Raw genomic sequence first — 17,936 nt, 5'->3', positions numbered from 1 at the left:
ATGCAAGAACATCCCTCAATAAAAAACAAAATACAAGACGACACCATCTATCTTAGAGAGCAAATTGACAAATATTTAAAGCATTGGGTTTGGTTTGTTATTTCTCTTTTTCTTTGTTTAGCTATTGCTTTTATGTATTTGCGTTATGCTATACCTCAATACCAAGCCAGTACTACTATTTTAGTAAAAGATGAGAAAAAAGGGTCTCTAGAGTCTGAATTATCCGCTTTTTCAGATTTAGGATTGACAAAAGGTATAAAGAGTAATGTTGATAATGAGATTGAAATTATTAAATCAAGAAACATTATTCAAACTGCAATAAAAAAATTGAACTTTAATGTTTCGTATTATACAGAAGGAAGAGTAAAGCGTATTGAATTGTATGATAATAATCCCATTGATGTTTCTTTTTATGAAGTAGATGATATTTTTTACAAAAAAAATCAATCTTATATTATCAATTCAAAATCGGATACTACATTTGAATTGGCTACTGTTGAGGGAAATGTTATTAGTGAATTTAAATATGGTGCTTTACTAAGATTAGGAAATTGTAAAATGGTAGTTACCAAGAATTTGAAATCATATAGAAATGTTAAAGATTTTACTATCACCGTTAGTATTTCTAATATAGAAAATGTTGTACAAAGTTATAAAAACAGATTAAAAGTTAATCCATTAAGCGATAAATCAAGTGTTGTAGAATTAACACTTAAAGACCCTGTAGCCAAGAAAGCGGAGGATTTGTTAAATACGATTATTGAAATATACAATCAAGACGCTATTGATGATAAAAATTTCATTTCTAAAAATACTCAAAAGTTTATAGATGAAAGATTGCGTTTCATTTCTCAAGAATTGGGTGAAGTCGAGAAAAAAGGTGAAAACTATATGGCCTCTAATAGGTTAACCGATGTTGCGGAAGATGCCAATTTGTATATTCAAAATTCAGTAGCTTTTGAAAAATCGTTAATAGAAACTGAAACACAGATTAAAGTTGTTAGCTCCATGTTAGATTATTTAAATACGGCTCCTAAGAACGATGTCATTCCGAGTAATATCTTACCTGCTTTAAATGGTACTTCTAACAATAACACTTCAGAATTAATCAATCAATACAATGGTTATATAATCGATAAAAGCAGGATTTTGAGTGGTGGTGCTACGCAAAAGAATTCGGTTGTCATGAATTTAAATAATAGAATTGATGACATGAGAAGAAGTATTAAAGAGAGCTTAAATCGCTTGATAGCTTCTCTAAAGATACAACGTGATGATTTGCAAAGACAAAATAATATTATTAATGGTAAAATCGCTGAAATCCCTAGACAGTCTAGAGAAATAAAAGTGATTGGAAGGCAACAAGCCATTAAAGAAACACTTTATCTTTATTTACTTCAAAAGCGTGAAGAAATTGGGATTACTTTAGCTGTAACTGCGCCCAATGCAAAACTAATTGATGCTGCCAAAGCACAACCTTCTCCAATATCACCCAATAGAAATATTATCTTATTAGTTGGTTTTTCTTTAGGTTTATTAATCCCATTTTTAATATTATATCTTTCTGATTTATTTGATACCAAAGTAAAGAATAGAAAAGATATTGAAGATTCTATATCCGTTCCTTTTCTTGGAGATATTCCAAAATCAGAATCTGAAGATGAAATAATAGCTGCTTCAAGTCGCTCTAGTTCTGCTGAAGCCATTAGAATAGTTAGGACTAATTTAGAATTCCTGCTCAGTGGTGTTTCTGAAAACACCGCCAAGACTATTTTCATAACCTCAACAGTCCCGAAAGAGGGAAAGACTTTTATTGCAGTTAATTTAGCGAGTACTATTGCTTTATCGGGTAGAAAAGTTTTATTAGTGGGGCTAGATATTAGAAATCCTAAAATTGATAATTATTTAGATTTACCTCCCAAAGGAATTACCAATTATATTGTAAAACCCAATGAGAATATTGAAGATTATATTGTCAAAGCCAATAGTCTAGACAATTTGTTTGTGTTGCCCTCTGGTGTTATTCCACCTAATCCTGCTGATTTATTGATGAGTCCTAAAATAGACACCCTGTTTGCTACTCTAAAAAAACAATTTGATTATATCATTGTAGATACTGCTCCAGTTAGCTTGGTTACTGATACTTTGTTAGTTGCAAAACACGCCGATGCTTTTGTATATGTAGTAAGAGCCAATTATTTAGACAAACGAATGCTTGCTATTGCGGAGTCTTTTTATGTAGAGAAAAAATTGCCTAATATGTCTATACTTTTGAATGATACTGTTTGGCGAAAAACATATGGCTACGGCTATGGCTACGGCTATGGCTACGGCTATGGAGTTGAGAAAGAAAAAAAATCTTTGAAAGACCGATTTTTAAAGAAAAAATAAGTTTTTAGCCATTACATTTTCTAAAGAATTTAATTGTTTTATTTTTAGCTTTCTGTTAAAAGCATCAATATGGTTCTGATGGTGAATATCACTTCCAACAAAGTCAAAGTAATTGTTAGCAAGTAGTTTGTCTGCTATGTTGCTGACGTTTTTCCCATAGTATTCTACTGTAGATAATAGATTTAATTGAAAGAGACAGCCCGTTGTTTTCAACTTTTTATACTCTTTGAAATTGTTGTGAAAAAACAAATACCTTTCTGGATGTGCTAAAATAGGCTTGTAACCTGCTAATTGAATTTCGAATAGTATTTCATACAATTGGAATGGAGGACTTATATATGACATTTCTACTAAAAGATAATTGTCTTTTATAGTCAATAGTTTTTCAGTTTCTAATCTTTTTAGAAAATATGAATCTATCATGTATTCACATCCTACTTTAAAAGTGTCAATATCACATTTCTCATGAATTACCTCTGCTGTTTCTTGGTGTTTTTTCCTAATTGATTCTTCATTGTTATCCCAGATATTTGTTATTATATGTGGTGTAGTAATTATATTTTTGAAACCCAAGGCACTCATTTGAGAAACTAGTGAAATGCTATCTTCTATCGTAGTTGCTCCATCGTCAATCCCAGGAAGTAAATGGGAATGGATGTCTACATGATTTTTGGGAATCAAATCACGTAAAAGGGGTTTCTGTTTGAAGAAGTGTATCAAAGTTGTCCATTTAGGGGTATAAAAATACTCAAATAAAAATTGATTTATAACTAATTTAGTTATCTACTAAATAAAATAGGTCTGTTTCTTTTCAAAGGGCTATTCGAATTTATATATTTGCAATTGGTGGTTAGTGTTCTTTGTTTTGATTTTGTGTTCTGTATGTATGTTTGGTTCACGCAAAGAACGCCAAGATTTAATCACAAAGCGCACTAAGGAATAAGAATTAGAAAGCATTCATAACTAATGAATTTTATAGTTTACTAAATACGTGAAAAACGAAATATTAAATAATAATCCACAAACAGACGATTGGGATTTGGTTATCAAAGGTCATACTTCCCTTTTTGACTTGCGTCTTAAGGAAGTTTGGCATTATAGAGACTTGTTGTTTTTGTTTGTAAAGAGGGATTTTGTAACGGTTTACAAACAAACCATTTTAGGTCCTTTGTGGTTTTTTATACAACCTTTGTTGACTACCATAACCTTTACTATTATTTTTGGAAACATTGCTCAATTGTCTACTGATGGTGCTCCAAAAATTATTTTTTATATGGCAGGTATCACCTTATGGAGTTATTTCTCCAATTGTTTGACATCTGTTGCAGGTGTTTTTAATGCTAATGCTAGTATTTTTGGTAAAGTTTATTTTCCTAGATTAATTATGCCTCTTACCGTTGTTATTTCTAATTTGATGAAATTTGGGGTTCAATTTCTATTGTTTGTTTGTTTTGTCACCTATTTTGTTTTGAATGGACAAATTCATCCTAATTTATACATACTAATATTACCACTCATTATTTTTTTGATGGCATTATTTGCTATGGGTATTGGATTAATTTTAACGGCTATGACTGCTAAATATAAAGATTTGAATCAGCTGATTTCTTTTGGCATACAGTTGTTTATGTATGTAACCCCTGTAATTTATCCTAGTTCTTCTGTTCCCGAAAATTATCAATGGCTGGTAGCATTAAATCCTTTAGTACCTTTGTTTGATTATATGCGTTATGCTTTTTTGGGCATTGGTGCGTTTTCATTTTTTGTTTTGCTTTATCCGGTTGTTTTTTCATTCGTGATTTTAGCCTTTGGCGTGTTGGTTTTTAATAAAGCACAAAAAACGTTTATTGATACTGTTTAGTTGGGAGTTGTTGGAGTTGCGGGTTTCGAGTTGCGGGTTTTGGGTTGGGAGTTATTCAGGGTAAATTTTTTAGTTGCCAAAAAAATATGAGTAGAGTAGTTATAAAAGCAGAGGATATATCTAAACAATACCGATTGGGACTTGTGGGTACAGGCACCCTGCGCGATGATTTTAAGCGCTGGTGGTACCAAGTGCAAGGCAAGGAAGATCCATTTTTGAAAATAGGAGAAGCCAATGATCGTTCCACCAAAGGGGATAGCGATTATGTGTGGTCGTTGCAGGATATTAATTTTGAAATTAATCAAGGAGACTCTGTTGGGATTATTGGTCGGAATGGTGCTGGTAAAAGCACGCTGTTAAAAATACTAAGTCAGGTGACCCAACCTACCAAAGGGAAAATTTATACTAAAGGGCGTATTGCCTCCTTATTGGAAGTAGGTACTGGTTTTCATCCTGAAATGACAGGAAGAGAAAATATCTATTTGAATGGTGCTATCTTAGGGATGCGCAGGTATGAAATTACCCGAAAGTTGGATGAGATTATTGCTTTTTCAGGTGTGGAACGTTATGTAGATACCCCTGTGAAAAGGTATTCTTCTGGAATGTATGTGCGCTTGGCTTTTGCTGTGGCTGCTCACTTAGAATCTGAGATTTTAATAGTTGATGAGGTTTTAGCAGTTGGCGATGCCGATTTTCAGAAGAAATGTTTGGGCAAGATGAATGATGTTAGTAAGGGTGATGGTCGAACTGTTTTGTTTGTGAGTCATAATATGGCTGCGGTAAAGAGTTTGTGTACTAAAGGTATAGTTTTGGAACATGGATTATTAACTTATAGTGGACTTTCAGAACAAGCCGTAAGTTATTATTTGAAAGATGGTGGAAGTGTAACTTCTAACATATACACTTTTGACAAAATTTTTGACACTTCTATTTTTAAACTGAATTCTATTTTAGTAAAAAACAAGAATAGAAAATTAGAAGATCCAATTTTAGAGAATGAAACCATCACGCTGTTAACTGACATCGATTTTAAAACCGAAGTAAGTCGTTATTCTATAACCTATCATTTGTATAATGAATTAGGAGAAGCAATGTTTTCTATATATGACAAAGACTCTAAATCAAACATACAACTCGGTAATAACAAATTGTGTTTTGAAATTCCTCCTTATTTTTTCCAATCAGGAAACTATGCATTGTCACTTTTTATTGTTGAAGATAGAAGAACTGCCATTTTTGTAGAAAAAGATATATTTAGATTTACTGTTGTAGATGGTGGAAGGGATTTAGGCGTATATATGGGAAGAGAACCAGGATATATTCGTCCCCAATTTAGATGGTCAAGATTATGATAACAGTTACCAAAACTTTTTTTCCTCCAATTGAAGACTATCAGTTTCAACTGCAACGCATATGGAACAATCAATGGTTGACCAATCGAGGTGCATTAGTACTAGAATTGGAAGAAAAGCTTAAAAAGCATCTGTCAGTTTCTAATATCATTATTACCAATAATGGAACCATTCCATTGCAAATAGCCTTAAAATTATTAGGGAATTGTGGTGAAATTATTACCACGCCATTTTCTTATGTTGCCACTACAGCAGCCATAGTTTGGGAGAACTGTACCCCAATTTTTGTAGATATTCATCCAGAATATTTAACTATTGATGAAACTAAAATTGAGGCTGCTATTTCAGATAAAACAACGGCTATTTTAGCGACACATGTTTTTGGCAATCCTTGCAACGTGGAAGCGATTGAAGCGATTGCTAAGAAACACAATTTAAAAGTAATCTACGATGCTGCTCATGCTTTTGGGGTGACGTATAACAATCAATCTATATTTGACTATGGCGATGTGAGTACCTGTAGTTTTCATGCAACTAAGTTGTTTCATACTGGAGAAGGAGGAGCTTTGTTTTGTAGAGATGCTTCATTACAACACCAACTTTTTTACAGTCACAACTTTGGGCATAACGGACCGTTGGATTTTTATGGTTTGGGTATTAATGGTAAGATTTCGGAGTTGCAAGCCGCTATGGGTTTGACAGTACTACCGTACATGGATATTATCTTAAAAGGTAGGGAAGAGGTTTTTAATTATTACAACACAAATCTTAATTTTTCTAAATTGAAAACTATTAAGATAAGAGAAAATACAATGTGGAACTACAGTTATTATCCCCTAATTTTACAGAGCGAAGAAGTATTATTGGGAGTTCAAAAAGCACTCAACGAACAACAGATTTTTCCACGACGTTATTTTTATCCCTCTTTGAATACGATTAATTATGTTTTTGGAACTTTAATGCCAATGTCGGAGAGCATTTCTTCAAGAGTTTTGTGTTTGCCTTTGTATGAGAATTTATCTATTGAACATTTAAACAAAATAGTGGTCATCATAAATAAAGCATTATGAAATTAGCTATAATGCAACCTTATTTTTTTCCATATATTGGCTATTTTAGTCTTATAAAACATACTGATAGATTTATACTCTTTGATCCAGTTCAGTATATCAGACATGGATGGATTGATAGAAATAGAATTTTAAAACAAAATGAAAGTTGGTTGTACATACAGGTTCCATTACTAAATAAAAATAGAGATTCTATAATCAAAGATTTATTGATAGACAATAATCAAAATTGGAAAGAAAAAATAATTGCTCAATTACAGATTTATAAAAAAAAGAAAGCTCCTAATTTTTTTAAAGTTATTGGTTTAGTTAAAACTATTTTTAGTAAAGATTACACTAATGTAGTAGTGCTAAACCAAACAATTTTGCAAACCATATGTGAGTATTTGGGAATTAAAGCTGACATCCTTATTTTTTCTGAAATGAATTTAGAAATTGATGAAGTGAAAGCACCCGATGAGTGGGCCTTAAACATTTGTAAAGCTTTGGGGAATGTAGATGAGTATTGGAACCCACCTGGCGGTCAATTATTTTTTAATAAAGATAAATATGATGTTTCAGGAATTACATTGTATTTTCAAAATGTTCGCTTATCACAGTACAATCAAAATGATTATATATTTGAATCCGGTCTATCAATTTTGGATGTATTAATGTTCAATAGTGTAGAACAGATTAATAACATGTTAGATGATTATGAATTACTATAAGGATAATACTAATTCTATTGGAGGATATTTTGAGTTAGAAACTAATCTAATTTCAGAATATCACTCAAATGGAATAGCAATAAATACTGCAAGAAATGCTTTGGAATATATTCTTAGAGCAAAAAAAGTTCAAAAGATTTATTTACCTTATTATACTTGTGATGTTTTATTAGAGCCATTAAAAAAACTACAATTACAATACGAGTTCTATACAATAGATGTAAATTTTGAACCAGTTTTTGATTATTCAAAATTATGTGATCATGAATATTTCTTGTATACAAATTATTTTGGGCTTAAAGATGATTACATTGATACATTAATGAAAAAATGTAAAAATCTTATAATTGATAATGCACAAGCTTTTTTTTCAAAACCAATTGAGGGTATTTCAACATTATATTCTGCAAGAAAATTTTTTGGAGTTTCTGATGGAGCTTATTTATATTGTAACGATAGATTGAATGCAGTTTTTGATACAGATTGTTCGGTTGAGAGAATGTCACATTTGTTAATTAGAAAAGATATTTCAGCAGAGGTTGGCTATTCAGATTTTATAAATAACGATCAATTATTAGAAAATCAGCCAATAAAGTTAATGTCTAAGCTCACTAAATCAATTTTACAAAGTATTGATTATGATAGAATTGCTAGGGTAAGGATAGATAATTTCAATATACTTCATAAATCTCTTGGAAGCAAAAACAAATTGAAATTGTCTTTGTTTAAGAATAGTGTCCCGATGGTTTATCCTTTTTGGTCTGAGGACTTAGGTTTAAGAAAAAAACTCTTAGTAAATAAAGTTTACACCGCAACCTATTGGCCTAATGTAAAAGAGTGGTGTGGAATAAATTCATTAGAATATTCACTAACAAATGAAGTAATTCATTTGCCAATAGATCAACGATATTCAAAGAAAGAAATGGAATTAATTATAAATACCATTTTAAATGTATAAAGTTTTAATAAGACCATTAGAAATTGCTGATGCTGAGGTTTCATGGAAATGGAGAAATAATTACAAAATATGGGAGCTGACTGGTTCTAAGCCCTCATCAGAAATTACATTTGAAATTGAAAAGCATTGGATTGAAAAAGTAGTTCAGGATGAAACTTCTAAACGATTTGCTATTTTAGTTGATGATATCTATGTCGGAAATATTCAGTTAACTGATATTATAAAAAACGATATTGCAGAATATCATATTTTTATTGGAGATACAGACTATTGGAATAAAGGGATTGCAAGATTAGCATCATTACAAATAATTAGATATGCAAAGAATGTTTTAAAACTTAAAAAATTAGTTTTACACGTAAATCCTAATCATATAAAAGCAATCAAGCTCTATCAAAGTATTCATTTTAAAATTACTTCTGATGCTATTAAAATGGAATTAGAATTAGAAAAAACGCCTTTGCCAATTGTAAGTGTTTTTGTAATGGTTTATAATCATGAAAAATATTTAACCTATACAATTGATAGTATTTTAATGCAGAAGTCTAATTTTGATTTTGAGATTGTTGTTGGAGAAGATTGTTCAACAGATGCTTCACGTGAAATTTTAATTCAATATCATAATAGATTTCCTGGTAAGTTTAATTTATTACTTCATGAAGAAAATATTGGTGCTCAAAAGAATCAAATAGAAATACTTAATAATTGCAAAGGCAAATATATTGCCCTTTGCGAAGGTGATGATTATTGGACCGATACTTTAAAATTACAAAAGCAGGTTGATTTTTTGGAAGCTAATTCAGAATATAGTTTAGTAGGAGGAAAAGCTCAAATTACTGAAAACAATGATCTTAAAGAAATTATTGGTGGTAGTTTAAATAAAGAGTTCTACAAAATTGAAGATTTAATTTCTTATAATGATTTTATTACTTGTACTGTATTGTTTAGGAATAAGAAAATAGATTTATCTAAATTAAAAAATATTGTTTTTGGAGATTGGCTATTGTATTGTTTGATTTTAAGTGATGGAAGTAAAGGGAAAATTATCAATGAAGTTTTTTCAGTTTACAGAGTACATAATAATGGTGTCATGAAGTCTTTAGGTATTGAAAATATTGAAAAGAATTTAATTGCTCAATATTTGTTATACAAAAGAGAATACAAATTTAACTTTTCTTCACTTGGTCAAAATGAAATTAATAGAATTTCAAAAAATATATTATTAAGGGAATTTTCTAGAAAGAACTTTTTGAAAGTGATTAAAATGATTTATTTAAACTTTTTTTTAACCAATAATTTTATGTTAATAAAATGGTTACTGTTTAAAATATTTAGTTATGTAAAAAAGAGGTTTCGTTCATTTATTTTATATTTTTCACTATTAAAACATGTTATTATGTTTTATTTGAGTTCAAAATCTAAAAAAAACATTTTTATTTTCCCATTTTATCATACTGGTGGAGCTGAGAAGGTTCATTTAGATATAATAAAATCATTATGTAAAAAAAAAAATTTAGTATTATTCACTAATTTTTCGCACAATAATCATTTTTTAAATGATTTTGAAAAAAATTCAAAAGTATTTCATTATTACAAGTTCAAGCATTTCCCTATTTATCGAAAATTAGTAAATAAAATATTTAAGAATTTAAAAAACAGTTCAAGTATAACAATTTTTGGAAGTAATAGTACTTTTTTTTATGATATTTTAGTTCATTTGCCTAAAACGACTAAAAAAATTGATTTAATACATTCATTTTCCTTTCCAGACGAAGGTTTAGAGCAATATAGTTTGAGCAAAGTCAATTATTTGGATAAAAGAATGGTCATTAATACTAAAACTAAAAATGATTTTATTCAACAATATAATGAAAATGGTATTTCAGATGAGTTTATTGACCGAATAGAAATAATAAATATAGCCGTAGATTTACCTGAAGCTAAAACATCGAAAAGGAGGGATAGAGAAAAATTAGAAATAATTTACTGTGGAAGGATAGCTAAAGAAAAAAGGGTCAATATAGTTGTTGAAATCGCAAAAAAAACGCACGAATTTGCCAATATAAAAATATACGGGCACAAAGAGATAGAAGTCAAAGATATTGATGATTATTATCAAAAAAACATAACAAAACCAGAAGACCTAAAAAAAATATATGAAAATGCAGATATTTTGCTAATTACATCTTACAGGGAAGGTTTTCCTGTAGTAATAAAAGAAGCTATGGCAAATGGAGTTGTTTGTTTATCGACTGATGTAGGCAGTATTTCTGAACATATCAGCAATAATATCACAGGTTACATTGTTCCTAATGAAGATGAACAAGAGATAATTAATAAATTTTCAGATTTAATTAAAAAACTGTCACTTGATAAAAATTTACTCAATCAATTATCGGATAATGCTTTTCGTCATGCTAATGAAAACTTTAAAATGAAAACTTTTCAAAATAAAATAAAAAATCTGATTAGAGAATAATTGGATTTATTATGAAAGCAACAATGAAATAAATCTTAGTAATTTCTAAAATCAATACACTATTTAAAATTTTTCTTATAAAAATAAAATTTATAATTAGAGCTACTTAAAAATAAATGAAATTACTTTAGTTAAAGAGAAGTATTAAAGAAATATATTAAAAAAAGTATGCAAAATACAAAGATTTCTATAATCGTCCCTTGTTATAATCAAGCTATGTATCTTGTTGATTGTATGCAATCTATATTGAATCAAACCCATACTCATTGGGAATGCATTATTGTCAATGACGGAAGTTCTGATGATACAGAGGCTAGAGCACAAGAATGGTGTAAAAAAGACGATAGGTTTACCTACTACTTTAAAGAGAATGGAGGATTAAGTAGTGCTCGAAATTATGGTATTCAAAACGCTATTGGAACATTTATATTGCCATTAGATGCAGACGATATGATAGCTCCAAATTATATAGCATTGGCTTTAGAAAAATTTAACGTTCAACCAGATTTAAAACTTGTTTATTGCAAAGCCAAGAAGTTTGGAGAAGTCAATGGAATGTGGCAATTGCCTGATTTTTCACCTTCCCTTTTGGCCAGAAGAAACATGATTTTTTGTTCTGCTATTTATAGAAAACAAGATTGGGAATGCGTTAATGGCTATGATGAAAATATGATTTATGGTTGGGAAGATTGGGAATTTTGGGTTGCTATTCTAAAAGATGGTGGAAACGTCTTTTGTTTGGATGAAGTTGGATTTTATTACAGAACAAGCAAAAAATCTATGGTAAATCAAATGTCTGACGAGCATAAAAAATATTTACAATCCTTTATGTGTCAAAAGCATCCATCATTTTTTATTCAACACCTAGGTTCACCCATCCAGCTTAGTGAAACCATAGAAAGCATAACGAAAGAAAATAAAAATAAGCTAAAAAGCGAAAAATTTGTAATTGATTTATTTTGTAAAACCTTTTTAGGGTTCACTATATTTGGATTATATAAATCAAAAAAAGACTAATGTTAGCCATTGTAATTCCGTATTATAAACTCACTTTTTTTGAGGAAACCCTACAGTCCTTGGCTGATCAAACCGATCAACGATTCACGATTTACATTGGCGATGATGCTAGCCCTGAAAATCCAATCGATTTACTAGAAAAATATAAAGACAACTTTAAATTTGTTTATCATCGATTTGAAAATAATATTGGAGGAACCGCTCTAGTTCAACAGTGGGAACGATGTATCTCATTAACAAAAGATGAACAATGGATAATGATATTGGGAGATGATGATTATTTAACACCTAACGTAGTTGAGCAATTTTATAAACACTTGCCCCAATTTATCTCTAAAAGCAACTTGGTTAGATTTGCATCTCGAACCATTGTCCAAAAACAAAATTACAAAGCCGCTATTTCTTACCATCCAGTATGGGAAAACGCTACTGATGCCTATTATAGAAAGTTTCAAAAATTGACCAGAAGTTCACTTTCTGAGTATGTCTTTTTGAAAGCATCTTATGAAAGACATCATTTTTATAACTATCCACTTGCTTGGAATAGTGATGACAGAGCTTGGTTAGATTTTTCAGAAGACAAACCCATTTATTCAATAAATGACAGTGTTGTTTGTGTGCGATTGTCTGATTTAAATATTACTGGAAAAAAAGATAATCTAGCATTAAAAAGCCAATCGCTTATTGAATTTTACACTTTTTTGATTACGAAAAAGTCAACATATTATACCAAACAACAGCGCATAAAAATATTACGAAAATACCAATCGGAGCTGAAAAATCTGAAATCATTCGATTTCAACAAAGGGTTATTTCTCTTATGGCATTTTGCAATTAATATGAACATTGGTTCAATAAAAGAATTCATAAGAGTTAGAGTAAAATAGTTTTATTTATCAAAAATGAAGAACAATAATAATCCTAAAGTATCCATAATAATGGCGACCTACAATAGGGCGCATTTTATAGTTGAAACCTTAGTGTCTATACAAAATCAGACTTTTTTAGATTGGGAATGTATTATTATTGATGATGGCGGAACCGATAATACGAAAGAAGTTATCAAGCCCATTATTGATGAAGATAAAAGATTTGTATTTGTAAAAAGAGATGATAACTACCAAAAAGGATTACCCGGTTGTAGAAATAATGGACTTGATTTAGCCAAAGGTGATTACATTATCTTTTTTGATGATGATGATATTCCGCATCCGCAAAATCTAGAATTATGTGTTCAAGAACTTAGTGATTCATCGATTTCTTTTTGTAGGTATATAAGGAATGTGTTTTTTGGAGACTTTAACTATCAATTTGATTATTCAAAAAACTATACTTCTTTTTTTATTGATAAGACGGATATTGAACAAATGATAAATAATGAACTGCAATTTAATTCTTGTGCAGTGATGTGGAAATCTGCTTGTTTTGAAAAAAATAAATTCATTGAAACATTAATGTATGCTGAAGAATGGGAATTATATTCAAGAATTGTTTCTTCAGGATTTAGAGGTATTTCCATTGATAAATGCCTGTTTTACGGAAGAAAACACGAAAATTCTAATACAGGAGAATTTTATAAGAACGATCCGATTAGAAGAGAATCCTATGTTAATGCCATTTTATTAGTGATTAATAATTTAAAGGAAAAGCAGTTGTTGACCTATTCCTTAAAGCGGTATTTTATAGCCATATCAATTAATTATAGAGAGTATGGCTTATTTGAAAAAATTTTAACTATTCTTGAACTTTCTAAGATTGAATACTTCAAGTGGCAATTTTTTTATTTTATTTTGCCAGCAAGGTTATCTTTGCATAGGATAAGAAAATCTTTAAAATACAGCGAATGAAATTTTTAGTAATAGCTCAAGACCTTAGGATTTCTGGTAGTAGTGAAGGAATTGTTTCACGTTCTTTTTTGTCAAAATTGAGAGAAGTTCATCCTAATTCTATTATTGATGTTGTTTATCTTCAACAGTATGAAATCGATGATCACTTACATTTATTACCTGTTAATTCTATTGAAACTCATGTTTTAAATTTAAAAATCCCATTTTTCACTAAACTAATCAATAGATTTTACTGGAGATTAACTGGAGTTTCTTTGGTTGTAAATCACATCAACAACGTGTATCGTTCTCACATCAGTAAGATTGAATATATTAGTTATGATCATATTTTCATTAGAAGTGCAGGTTTAGCTCATGAAACTATTTTAAGTATTAAAGATTTGCCCATACTAAAAAGAGGTATAGTTAATTTTCATGATCCCTATCCATTATTTTGGTATGTAGGTTCTATCGTTAAATTATCTAAACTGGAACTTTTTAAATTAAGAGCAATGTTTAAGGTGGTTGAACAATCCAAAAAGTGTATGAGTTCCGCGCGTCATATGTCCAATGATTTGGAGTTTCTTTACGGAACAAGAAAAAAATTCCACACGCTACCACATCAATATGCTGATGACGTTTTTGATTTGAGCGATTCTAAGGATGTTGTTCCTAAGAATAAGAAAGTTACCATTTCGTATCATGGTGCTATTCAATTTGGTAGAAATATTGAAATTCTATTAGATGCCTACAAAGAATTAATAGAAAGCAATATTATATTTCAAGAAAATACTGAATTTGTACTTCGATTAAAGTGGAGTGAACAACATACTTTAGCCATTAAATACGAAAGTATTTCCAATATAATGTTTTTAGACTATTTAAATTTTTCTAACTCCTGTAATGAGCAAAAGCAAATTGCTGATATTAATATTATTTTAGAAAATGGTCCATTGTATTGCAATATTTTAGTGGGTAAAGCACCTTTTTTGGCAGAATTAAAAAAACCTATACTTTCACTTTCCCCAGCCCGAAGTGAGTTGAGAAATATTATTACAGATGATCGGTTTATTGCCAATAGTAATGACAAACATGAAATAAAAATAAAACTGGAAAATTTAATCATCGATAGATTGCATTCCAATGAGCCAGTTTATCCCTTTGGGGACTATTTTAGTATAGAAAACTTTGAAAAATCGCTAAACGAAATTTTATCAAATTAAATTGAATAAATGTCATTTTCAATTTTCATTTTTGTTATTTTTACTTCCTTTTCAATGTATCTCAATGAACCAGAAACCTTATTTAATAGCCGAAATTGCTCAAGCCCATGATGGAAGTCTAGGAATACTTCATTCCTATATTGATGCTGTGGCGAAAACAGGCGTTCAAGCTATTAAATTTCAAATGCATATCGCTGCTGCAGAAAGCAGTGTCCACGAACCGTTTCGAGTGCCATTTTCTAGAGAAGATGCTACTCGTTATGATTATTGGAAACGGATGGAATTCACTTTGGAACAATGGAAGGAAATCAAGCAACATTGTAATGAAGTAAATCTAGATTTTATTTGTTCTCCCTTTAGTAATTTGGCCGTTGATTGGCTGGAAGAAGTTGGTGCTTATTCCTACAAAGTTGGTTCAGGCGAAGTGACAAACTTTCTTTTATTAGAAAAGATTGTTAGAACAGGAAAACCTATTATCCTCTCTTCTGGTATGAGTAGTTTTGCCGAATTGGACAAAACCGTTACTTTTTTGAAAAGCAAAAATGCTATTTTTTCTATCTTGCAATGCACAACATCGTATCCTACAAAACCTGAAGATTATGGCTTAAACGTCCTGTCAGAATTGAAAGGAAGATACAAAGTTCCTGTCGGTTTTTCAGACCATTCAGCCAAAATAGCTACTGGCATTGCAGCTGTGGCTCTTGGCGCCGAAATCTTAGAATTTCATGTTGTTTTCCATCGTGACTTATTTGGACCCGATGCTATTGCCTCGCTAACCATGGAAGAAACGAAACAATTGGTAGAAGCCGTTCATGCTATTTATTTGGCACAAAATAATCCAATCAATAAAAATAATAACGAAAGTTTTACTGCGTTAAAAGCTATCTTTGAAAAGTCATTGGCTGTCAATAAAGATTTACCTCAAGGGCATCTTATTACCTTTGATGATTTAGAAAGTAAAAAGCCAAAAGGATACGGTATTTCCGCGACCGATTTTGAAAAAGTAATTGGACGGACATTGAAAACCCAAAAGTCCCAATGGGATTTTTTGAATGAAGAAGATTTAGCATGAGTAGTATCAGAAAAATAGCTGTCGTCATTACAGCCAGGCCGTCCTATAGTCGTGTTAAAACCGTTTTAACTGCTATAAAAAAGCATCCCAAATTAGAGCTGCAATTGATTGTTGCTGCTTCTGCCTTATTGGATAGGTATGGAAGTGCCGTGAATTATATTGAAAAAGATGGTTTTGAAATTGCCGCTAAAGTTTTTAATGTATTGGAAGGCGAAAATCTTACTGCTGCTGCTAAAACAACGGGAATTGGAATTTTAGAATTATCTACCGTTTTTGATAATCTTCGCCCTGATATTGTCGTTACTGTTGCCGATCGATTTGAAACTATGGCTACGGCTATTTCCGCTTCGTATATGAATATTCCGTTGGCACACATTCAAGGTGGAGAAGTAACGGGAAACATTGACGAAAAGGTTAGGCATGCTATAACCAAACTGGCAGATTATCATTTTGTTGCTTCTGAAAATGCCAAACAAAGGGTCATTCAACTGGGCGAAAATCCAGCTATGGTTTTTAATACCGGTTGTCCCTCTATAGATATTGCACAAGCAGTGGTCAAGAATACAAAATTGACATTCAATCCCTATGACAAATATGGCGGTGTAGGTTCACAACCCGATTTGAGTAATGGTTACATTGTTGTGATGCAACATCCTGTGACCAATGAATATCAAGATTCTAGAAAACATATTGAATCTACTTTACGAGCTATACAAAAAATTAATAAACCTACCTTGTGGTTTTGGCCTAATGTTGATGCTGGTGCTGATGGAACTTCAACCGGAATTAGATCTTTCCGTGAAAAATATACCATGGAAAACATCCATTTTTTTAAAAACATGGAAGGAGGTGATTTCTTAAATTTATTGCATAATTCTCAATGTTTAATTGGTAATTCCAGTGTTGGAATTCGAGAATGCGCTTATCTTGGTGTTCCTGTTGTTAATATTGGTTCGCGCCAAAATCGCCGAGATAGAGGGAATAATGTGGTTGATGTTGGCTATGACGAAAATGAAATTGTTGCCGCTGTTGAGTCTTTATTGATTTCTAAAAATAGAAGCAGTTCCAATATTTATGGTAGTGGAACTGCAGGCGAACAAATTGCGACCTTATTAAAAGAATTGCCTTTACAGTTTCATAAAACTATAACTTATTAATTTAAATAGTATATGATTTCAATATTAATAAGAAATAAAAACGAAGAAGTGGCATTAGAAAGAGCTTTGCTAAGTATAAAAAAGCAAAACTTCAATGTTCCTTATGAAATTGTTATAGTAGATGACAATTCATCTGATAATTCTGTTGCTATTGCTCAAAAGCATGGTTGCAAAGTAGTTCAATTGGATAAACAATTCACATATGGTTATGCAATCAATTTTGGTGTTAAACATTGTCAATATGAAATTATTGTATTATTGAGTTCACACAATATACTTTTATCTAATGATTTTCCCGAAAAATTGGTGAGTTACTTTTCAGATAAAAATGTAGCTGCTGTTCGTTGTACTCCAATTACAAATACCAAACAAATAGAGCAATCATTAAAAAGCAACCTGTTAATAACTAAAGAAAATTATAACCATAAAAAAGATTGGCAAAATTTGATTATTGCCAATTGCTCTGCCATAAGGAAATCGGTTGCTTCAGCTATTTTATTTAATGAAACGATTCGTTCAAATGAAGAAAAACTATGGTCGTTAGATGTCATCGAAAAAGGGTTCGTAATTATTTCTAATGTTCCTTGTTATTTTTTTTACAACAAAAAAAAGAGTTATAATGCTGAGGTATGTGATATAATCGGTAAATATCAAATAGATGGAATTAAACCAATAAGCGTGAGTTATTATTTTTTAAATATAATCAAGTCTTTTCCATGGTCAATCAAAATAGCTTTTTCAAATTGGTATACTAACCTTAAAATGAAAACACAAATACTTATTGCAACTTTCAAATATAATAAAGGTCAATACAAATAAT

Annotated in this window: 15 protein-coding genes; 14 read left to right on the top strand and 1 reads right to left on the bottom strand. The window is 30.6% G+C overall.

Annotated features, from left to right (window positions below):
* Positions 1-2,391, top strand: coding sequence for a GumC family protein (locus ACSVH2_RS09775; RefSeq protein ID WP_438092985.1), 2,391 nt, complete (start codon positions 1-3; stop codon positions 2,389-2,391).
* Here ACSVH2_RS09775 and ACSVH2_RS09770 read toward each other — a convergent pair.
* A complete protein-coding gene (locus ACSVH2_RS09770) occupies positions 2,377-3,111 on the bottom strand; it encodes a tyrosine-protein phosphatase (protein ID WP_438092984.1) in 735 nt (244 codons plus the stop codon). The genes ACSVH2_RS09775 and ACSVH2_RS09770 overlap by 15 nt on opposite strands.
* Before the next feature lie 271 nt (positions 3,112-3,382).
* On the opposite strand from ACSVH2_RS09770, the gene ACSVH2_RS09765 reads away from it, so the two are divergent.
* The 13 genes from ACSVH2_RS09765 to ACSVH2_RS09705 all read left to right on the top strand — a co-directional run bounded on the left by ACSVH2_RS09765 (position 3,383) and on the right by ACSVH2_RS09705 (position 17,935).
* Positions 3,383-4,252: an ABC transporter permease gene (locus ACSVH2_RS09765; protein WP_438092983.1), complete on the top strand. Its 870-nt coding sequence runs from the start codon at positions 3,383-3,385 to the stop codon at positions 4,250-4,252.
* An 86-nt stretch (positions 4,253-4,338) separates the two neighbouring features.
* Positions 4,339-5,604 carry an ABC transporter ATP-binding protein gene (locus ACSVH2_RS09760; protein WP_438092982.1) on the top strand — a complete coding sequence of 422 codons (1,266 nt, stop codon included), beginning with the start codon at positions 4,339-4,341 and terminating at the stop codon, positions 5,602-5,604.
* Positions 5,601-6,674: a DegT/DnrJ/EryC1/StrS family aminotransferase gene (locus tag ACSVH2_RS09755; RefSeq protein WP_438092981.1), complete on the top strand. Its 1,074-nt coding sequence runs from the start codon at positions 5,601-5,603 to the stop codon at positions 6,672-6,674. Before ACSVH2_RS09760 ends, ACSVH2_RS09755 begins: the two co-directional genes overlap by 4 nt.
* Positions 6,671-7,384, top strand: coding sequence for a WbqC family protein (locus ACSVH2_RS09750; RefSeq protein ID WP_438092980.1), 714 nt, complete (start codon positions 6,671-6,673; stop codon positions 7,382-7,384). The genes ACSVH2_RS09755 and ACSVH2_RS09750 overlap by 4 nt, the downstream gene beginning before the upstream one ends.
* Complete coding sequence (locus tag ACSVH2_RS09745) at positions 7,371-8,342, top strand: hypothetical protein (RefSeq protein WP_438092979.1); 972 nt, start codon at positions 7,371-7,373, stop codon at positions 8,340-8,342. Before ACSVH2_RS09750 ends, ACSVH2_RS09745 begins: the two co-directional genes overlap by 14 nt.
* Positions 8,335-10,821: a GNAT family N-acetyltransferase gene (locus tag ACSVH2_RS09740; RefSeq protein ID WP_438092978.1), complete on the top strand. Its 2,487-nt coding sequence runs from the start codon at positions 8,335-8,337 to the stop codon at positions 10,819-10,821. The genes ACSVH2_RS09745 and ACSVH2_RS09740 overlap by 8 nt, the downstream gene beginning before the upstream one ends.
* Before the next feature lie 168 nt (positions 10,822-10,989).
* The gene (locus ACSVH2_RS09735) at positions 10,990-11,838 is read left to right on the top strand and encodes a glycosyltransferase family 2 protein (RefSeq protein ID WP_438092977.1); all 849 of its coding nucleotides are present in this window, start codon (positions 10,990-10,992) and stop codon (positions 11,836-11,838) included.
* Positions 11,838-12,725 (top strand): glycosyltransferase, encoded by an 888-nt coding sequence (locus ACSVH2_RS09730; protein ID WP_438092976.1) that lies wholly within the window; start codon positions 11,838-11,840, stop codon positions 12,723-12,725. The genes ACSVH2_RS09735 and ACSVH2_RS09730 overlap by 1 nt, the downstream gene beginning before the upstream one ends.
* 15 nt (positions 12,726-12,740) lie before the next feature.
* Positions 12,741-13,685 carry a glycosyltransferase family 2 protein gene (locus tag ACSVH2_RS09725; protein ID WP_438092975.1) on the top strand — a complete coding sequence of 315 codons (945 nt, stop codon included), beginning with the start codon at positions 12,741-12,743 and terminating at the stop codon, positions 13,683-13,685.
* Positions 13,682-14,887 (top strand): hypothetical protein, encoded by a 1,206-nt coding sequence (locus ACSVH2_RS09720; protein ID WP_438092974.1) that lies wholly within the window; start codon positions 13,682-13,684, stop codon positions 14,885-14,887. Before ACSVH2_RS09725 ends, ACSVH2_RS09720 begins: the two co-directional genes overlap by 4 nt.
* Before the next feature lie 64 nt (positions 14,888-14,951).
* On the top strand, positions 14,952-15,959 hold the full coding sequence (locus tag ACSVH2_RS09715; protein ID WP_438092973.1) for an N-acetylneuraminate synthase family protein: 1,008 nt from the start codon (positions 14,952-14,954) through the stop codon (positions 15,957-15,959).
* Positions 15,956-17,116 (top strand): UDP-N-acetylglucosamine 2-epimerase, encoded by a 1,161-nt coding sequence (gene neuC / locus ACSVH2_RS09710; RefSeq protein WP_438092972.1) that lies wholly within the window; start codon positions 15,956-15,958, stop codon positions 17,114-17,116. The genes ACSVH2_RS09715 and neuC overlap by 4 nt, the downstream gene beginning before the upstream one ends.
* A 12-nt stretch (positions 17,117-17,128) precedes the next feature.
* On the top strand, positions 17,129-17,935 hold the full coding sequence (locus tag ACSVH2_RS09705) for a glycosyltransferase family 2 protein (RefSeq protein ID WP_438092971.1): 807 nt from the start codon (positions 17,129-17,131) through the stop codon (positions 17,933-17,935).
* The last annotated feature ends 1 nt before the right edge of the window (position 17,936 follow it).

The sequence above is a fragment of the Flavobacterium sp. RSB2_4_14 genome, from assembly GCF_051547085.1.
GTDB lineage: Bacteria > Bacteroidota > Bacteroidia > Flavobacteriales > Flavobacteriaceae > Flavobacterium.
Note: the sequence above shows the minus strand (reverse complement) of the source record. Positions and strands in the feature narration are given on the sequence as shown.

Excerpts from the sequence above, each read along its gene's own strand:
- ACSVH2_RS09775 (WP_438092985.1), top strand. The coding sequence starts at position 1 with ATGCAAGAACATCCCTCAATAAAAAACAAAATACAAGACGACACCATC.
- ACSVH2_RS09760 (WP_438092982.1), top strand. The coding sequence starts at position 4,339 with ATGAGTAGAGTAGTTATAAAAGCAGAGGATATATCTAAACAATACCGA.
- ACSVH2_RS09755 (WP_438092981.1), top strand. The coding sequence starts at position 5,601 with ATGATAACAGTTACCAAAACTTTTTTTCCTCCAATTGAAGACTATCAG.
- ACSVH2_RS09750 (WP_438092980.1), top strand. The coding sequence starts at position 6,671 with ATGAAATTAGCTATAATGCAACCTTATTTTTTTCCATATATTGGCTAT.
- ACSVH2_RS09745 (WP_438092979.1), top strand. The coding sequence starts at position 7,371 with ATGAATTACTATAAGGATAATACTAATTCTATTGGAGGATATTTTGAG.
- ACSVH2_RS09740 (WP_438092978.1), top strand. The coding sequence starts at position 8,335 with ATGTATAAAGTTTTAATAAGACCATTAGAAATTGCTGATGCTGAGGTT.
- ACSVH2_RS09735 (WP_438092977.1), top strand. The coding sequence starts at position 10,990 with ATGCAAAATACAAAGATTTCTATAATCGTCCCTTGTTATAATCAAGCT.
- ACSVH2_RS09730 (WP_438092976.1), top strand. The coding sequence starts at position 11,838 with ATGTTAGCCATTGTAATTCCGTATTATAAACTCACTTTTTTTGAGGAA.
- ACSVH2_RS09725 (WP_438092975.1), top strand. The coding sequence starts at position 12,741 with ATGAAGAACAATAATAATCCTAAAGTATCCATAATAATGGCGACCTAC.
- ACSVH2_RS09720 (WP_438092974.1), top strand. The coding sequence starts at position 13,682 with ATGAAATTTTTAGTAATAGCTCAAGACCTTAGGATTTCTGGTAGTAGT.
- ACSVH2_RS09715 (WP_438092973.1), top strand. The coding sequence starts at position 14,952 with ATGAACCAGAAACCTTATTTAATAGCCGAAATTGCTCAAGCCCATGAT.
- neuC (WP_438092972.1), top strand. The coding sequence starts at position 15,956 with ATGAGTAGTATCAGAAAAATAGCTGTCGTCATTACAGCCAGGCCGTCC.
- ACSVH2_RS09705 (WP_438092971.1), top strand. The coding sequence starts at position 17,129 with ATGATTTCAATATTAATAAGAAATAAAAACGAAGAAGTGGCATTAGAA.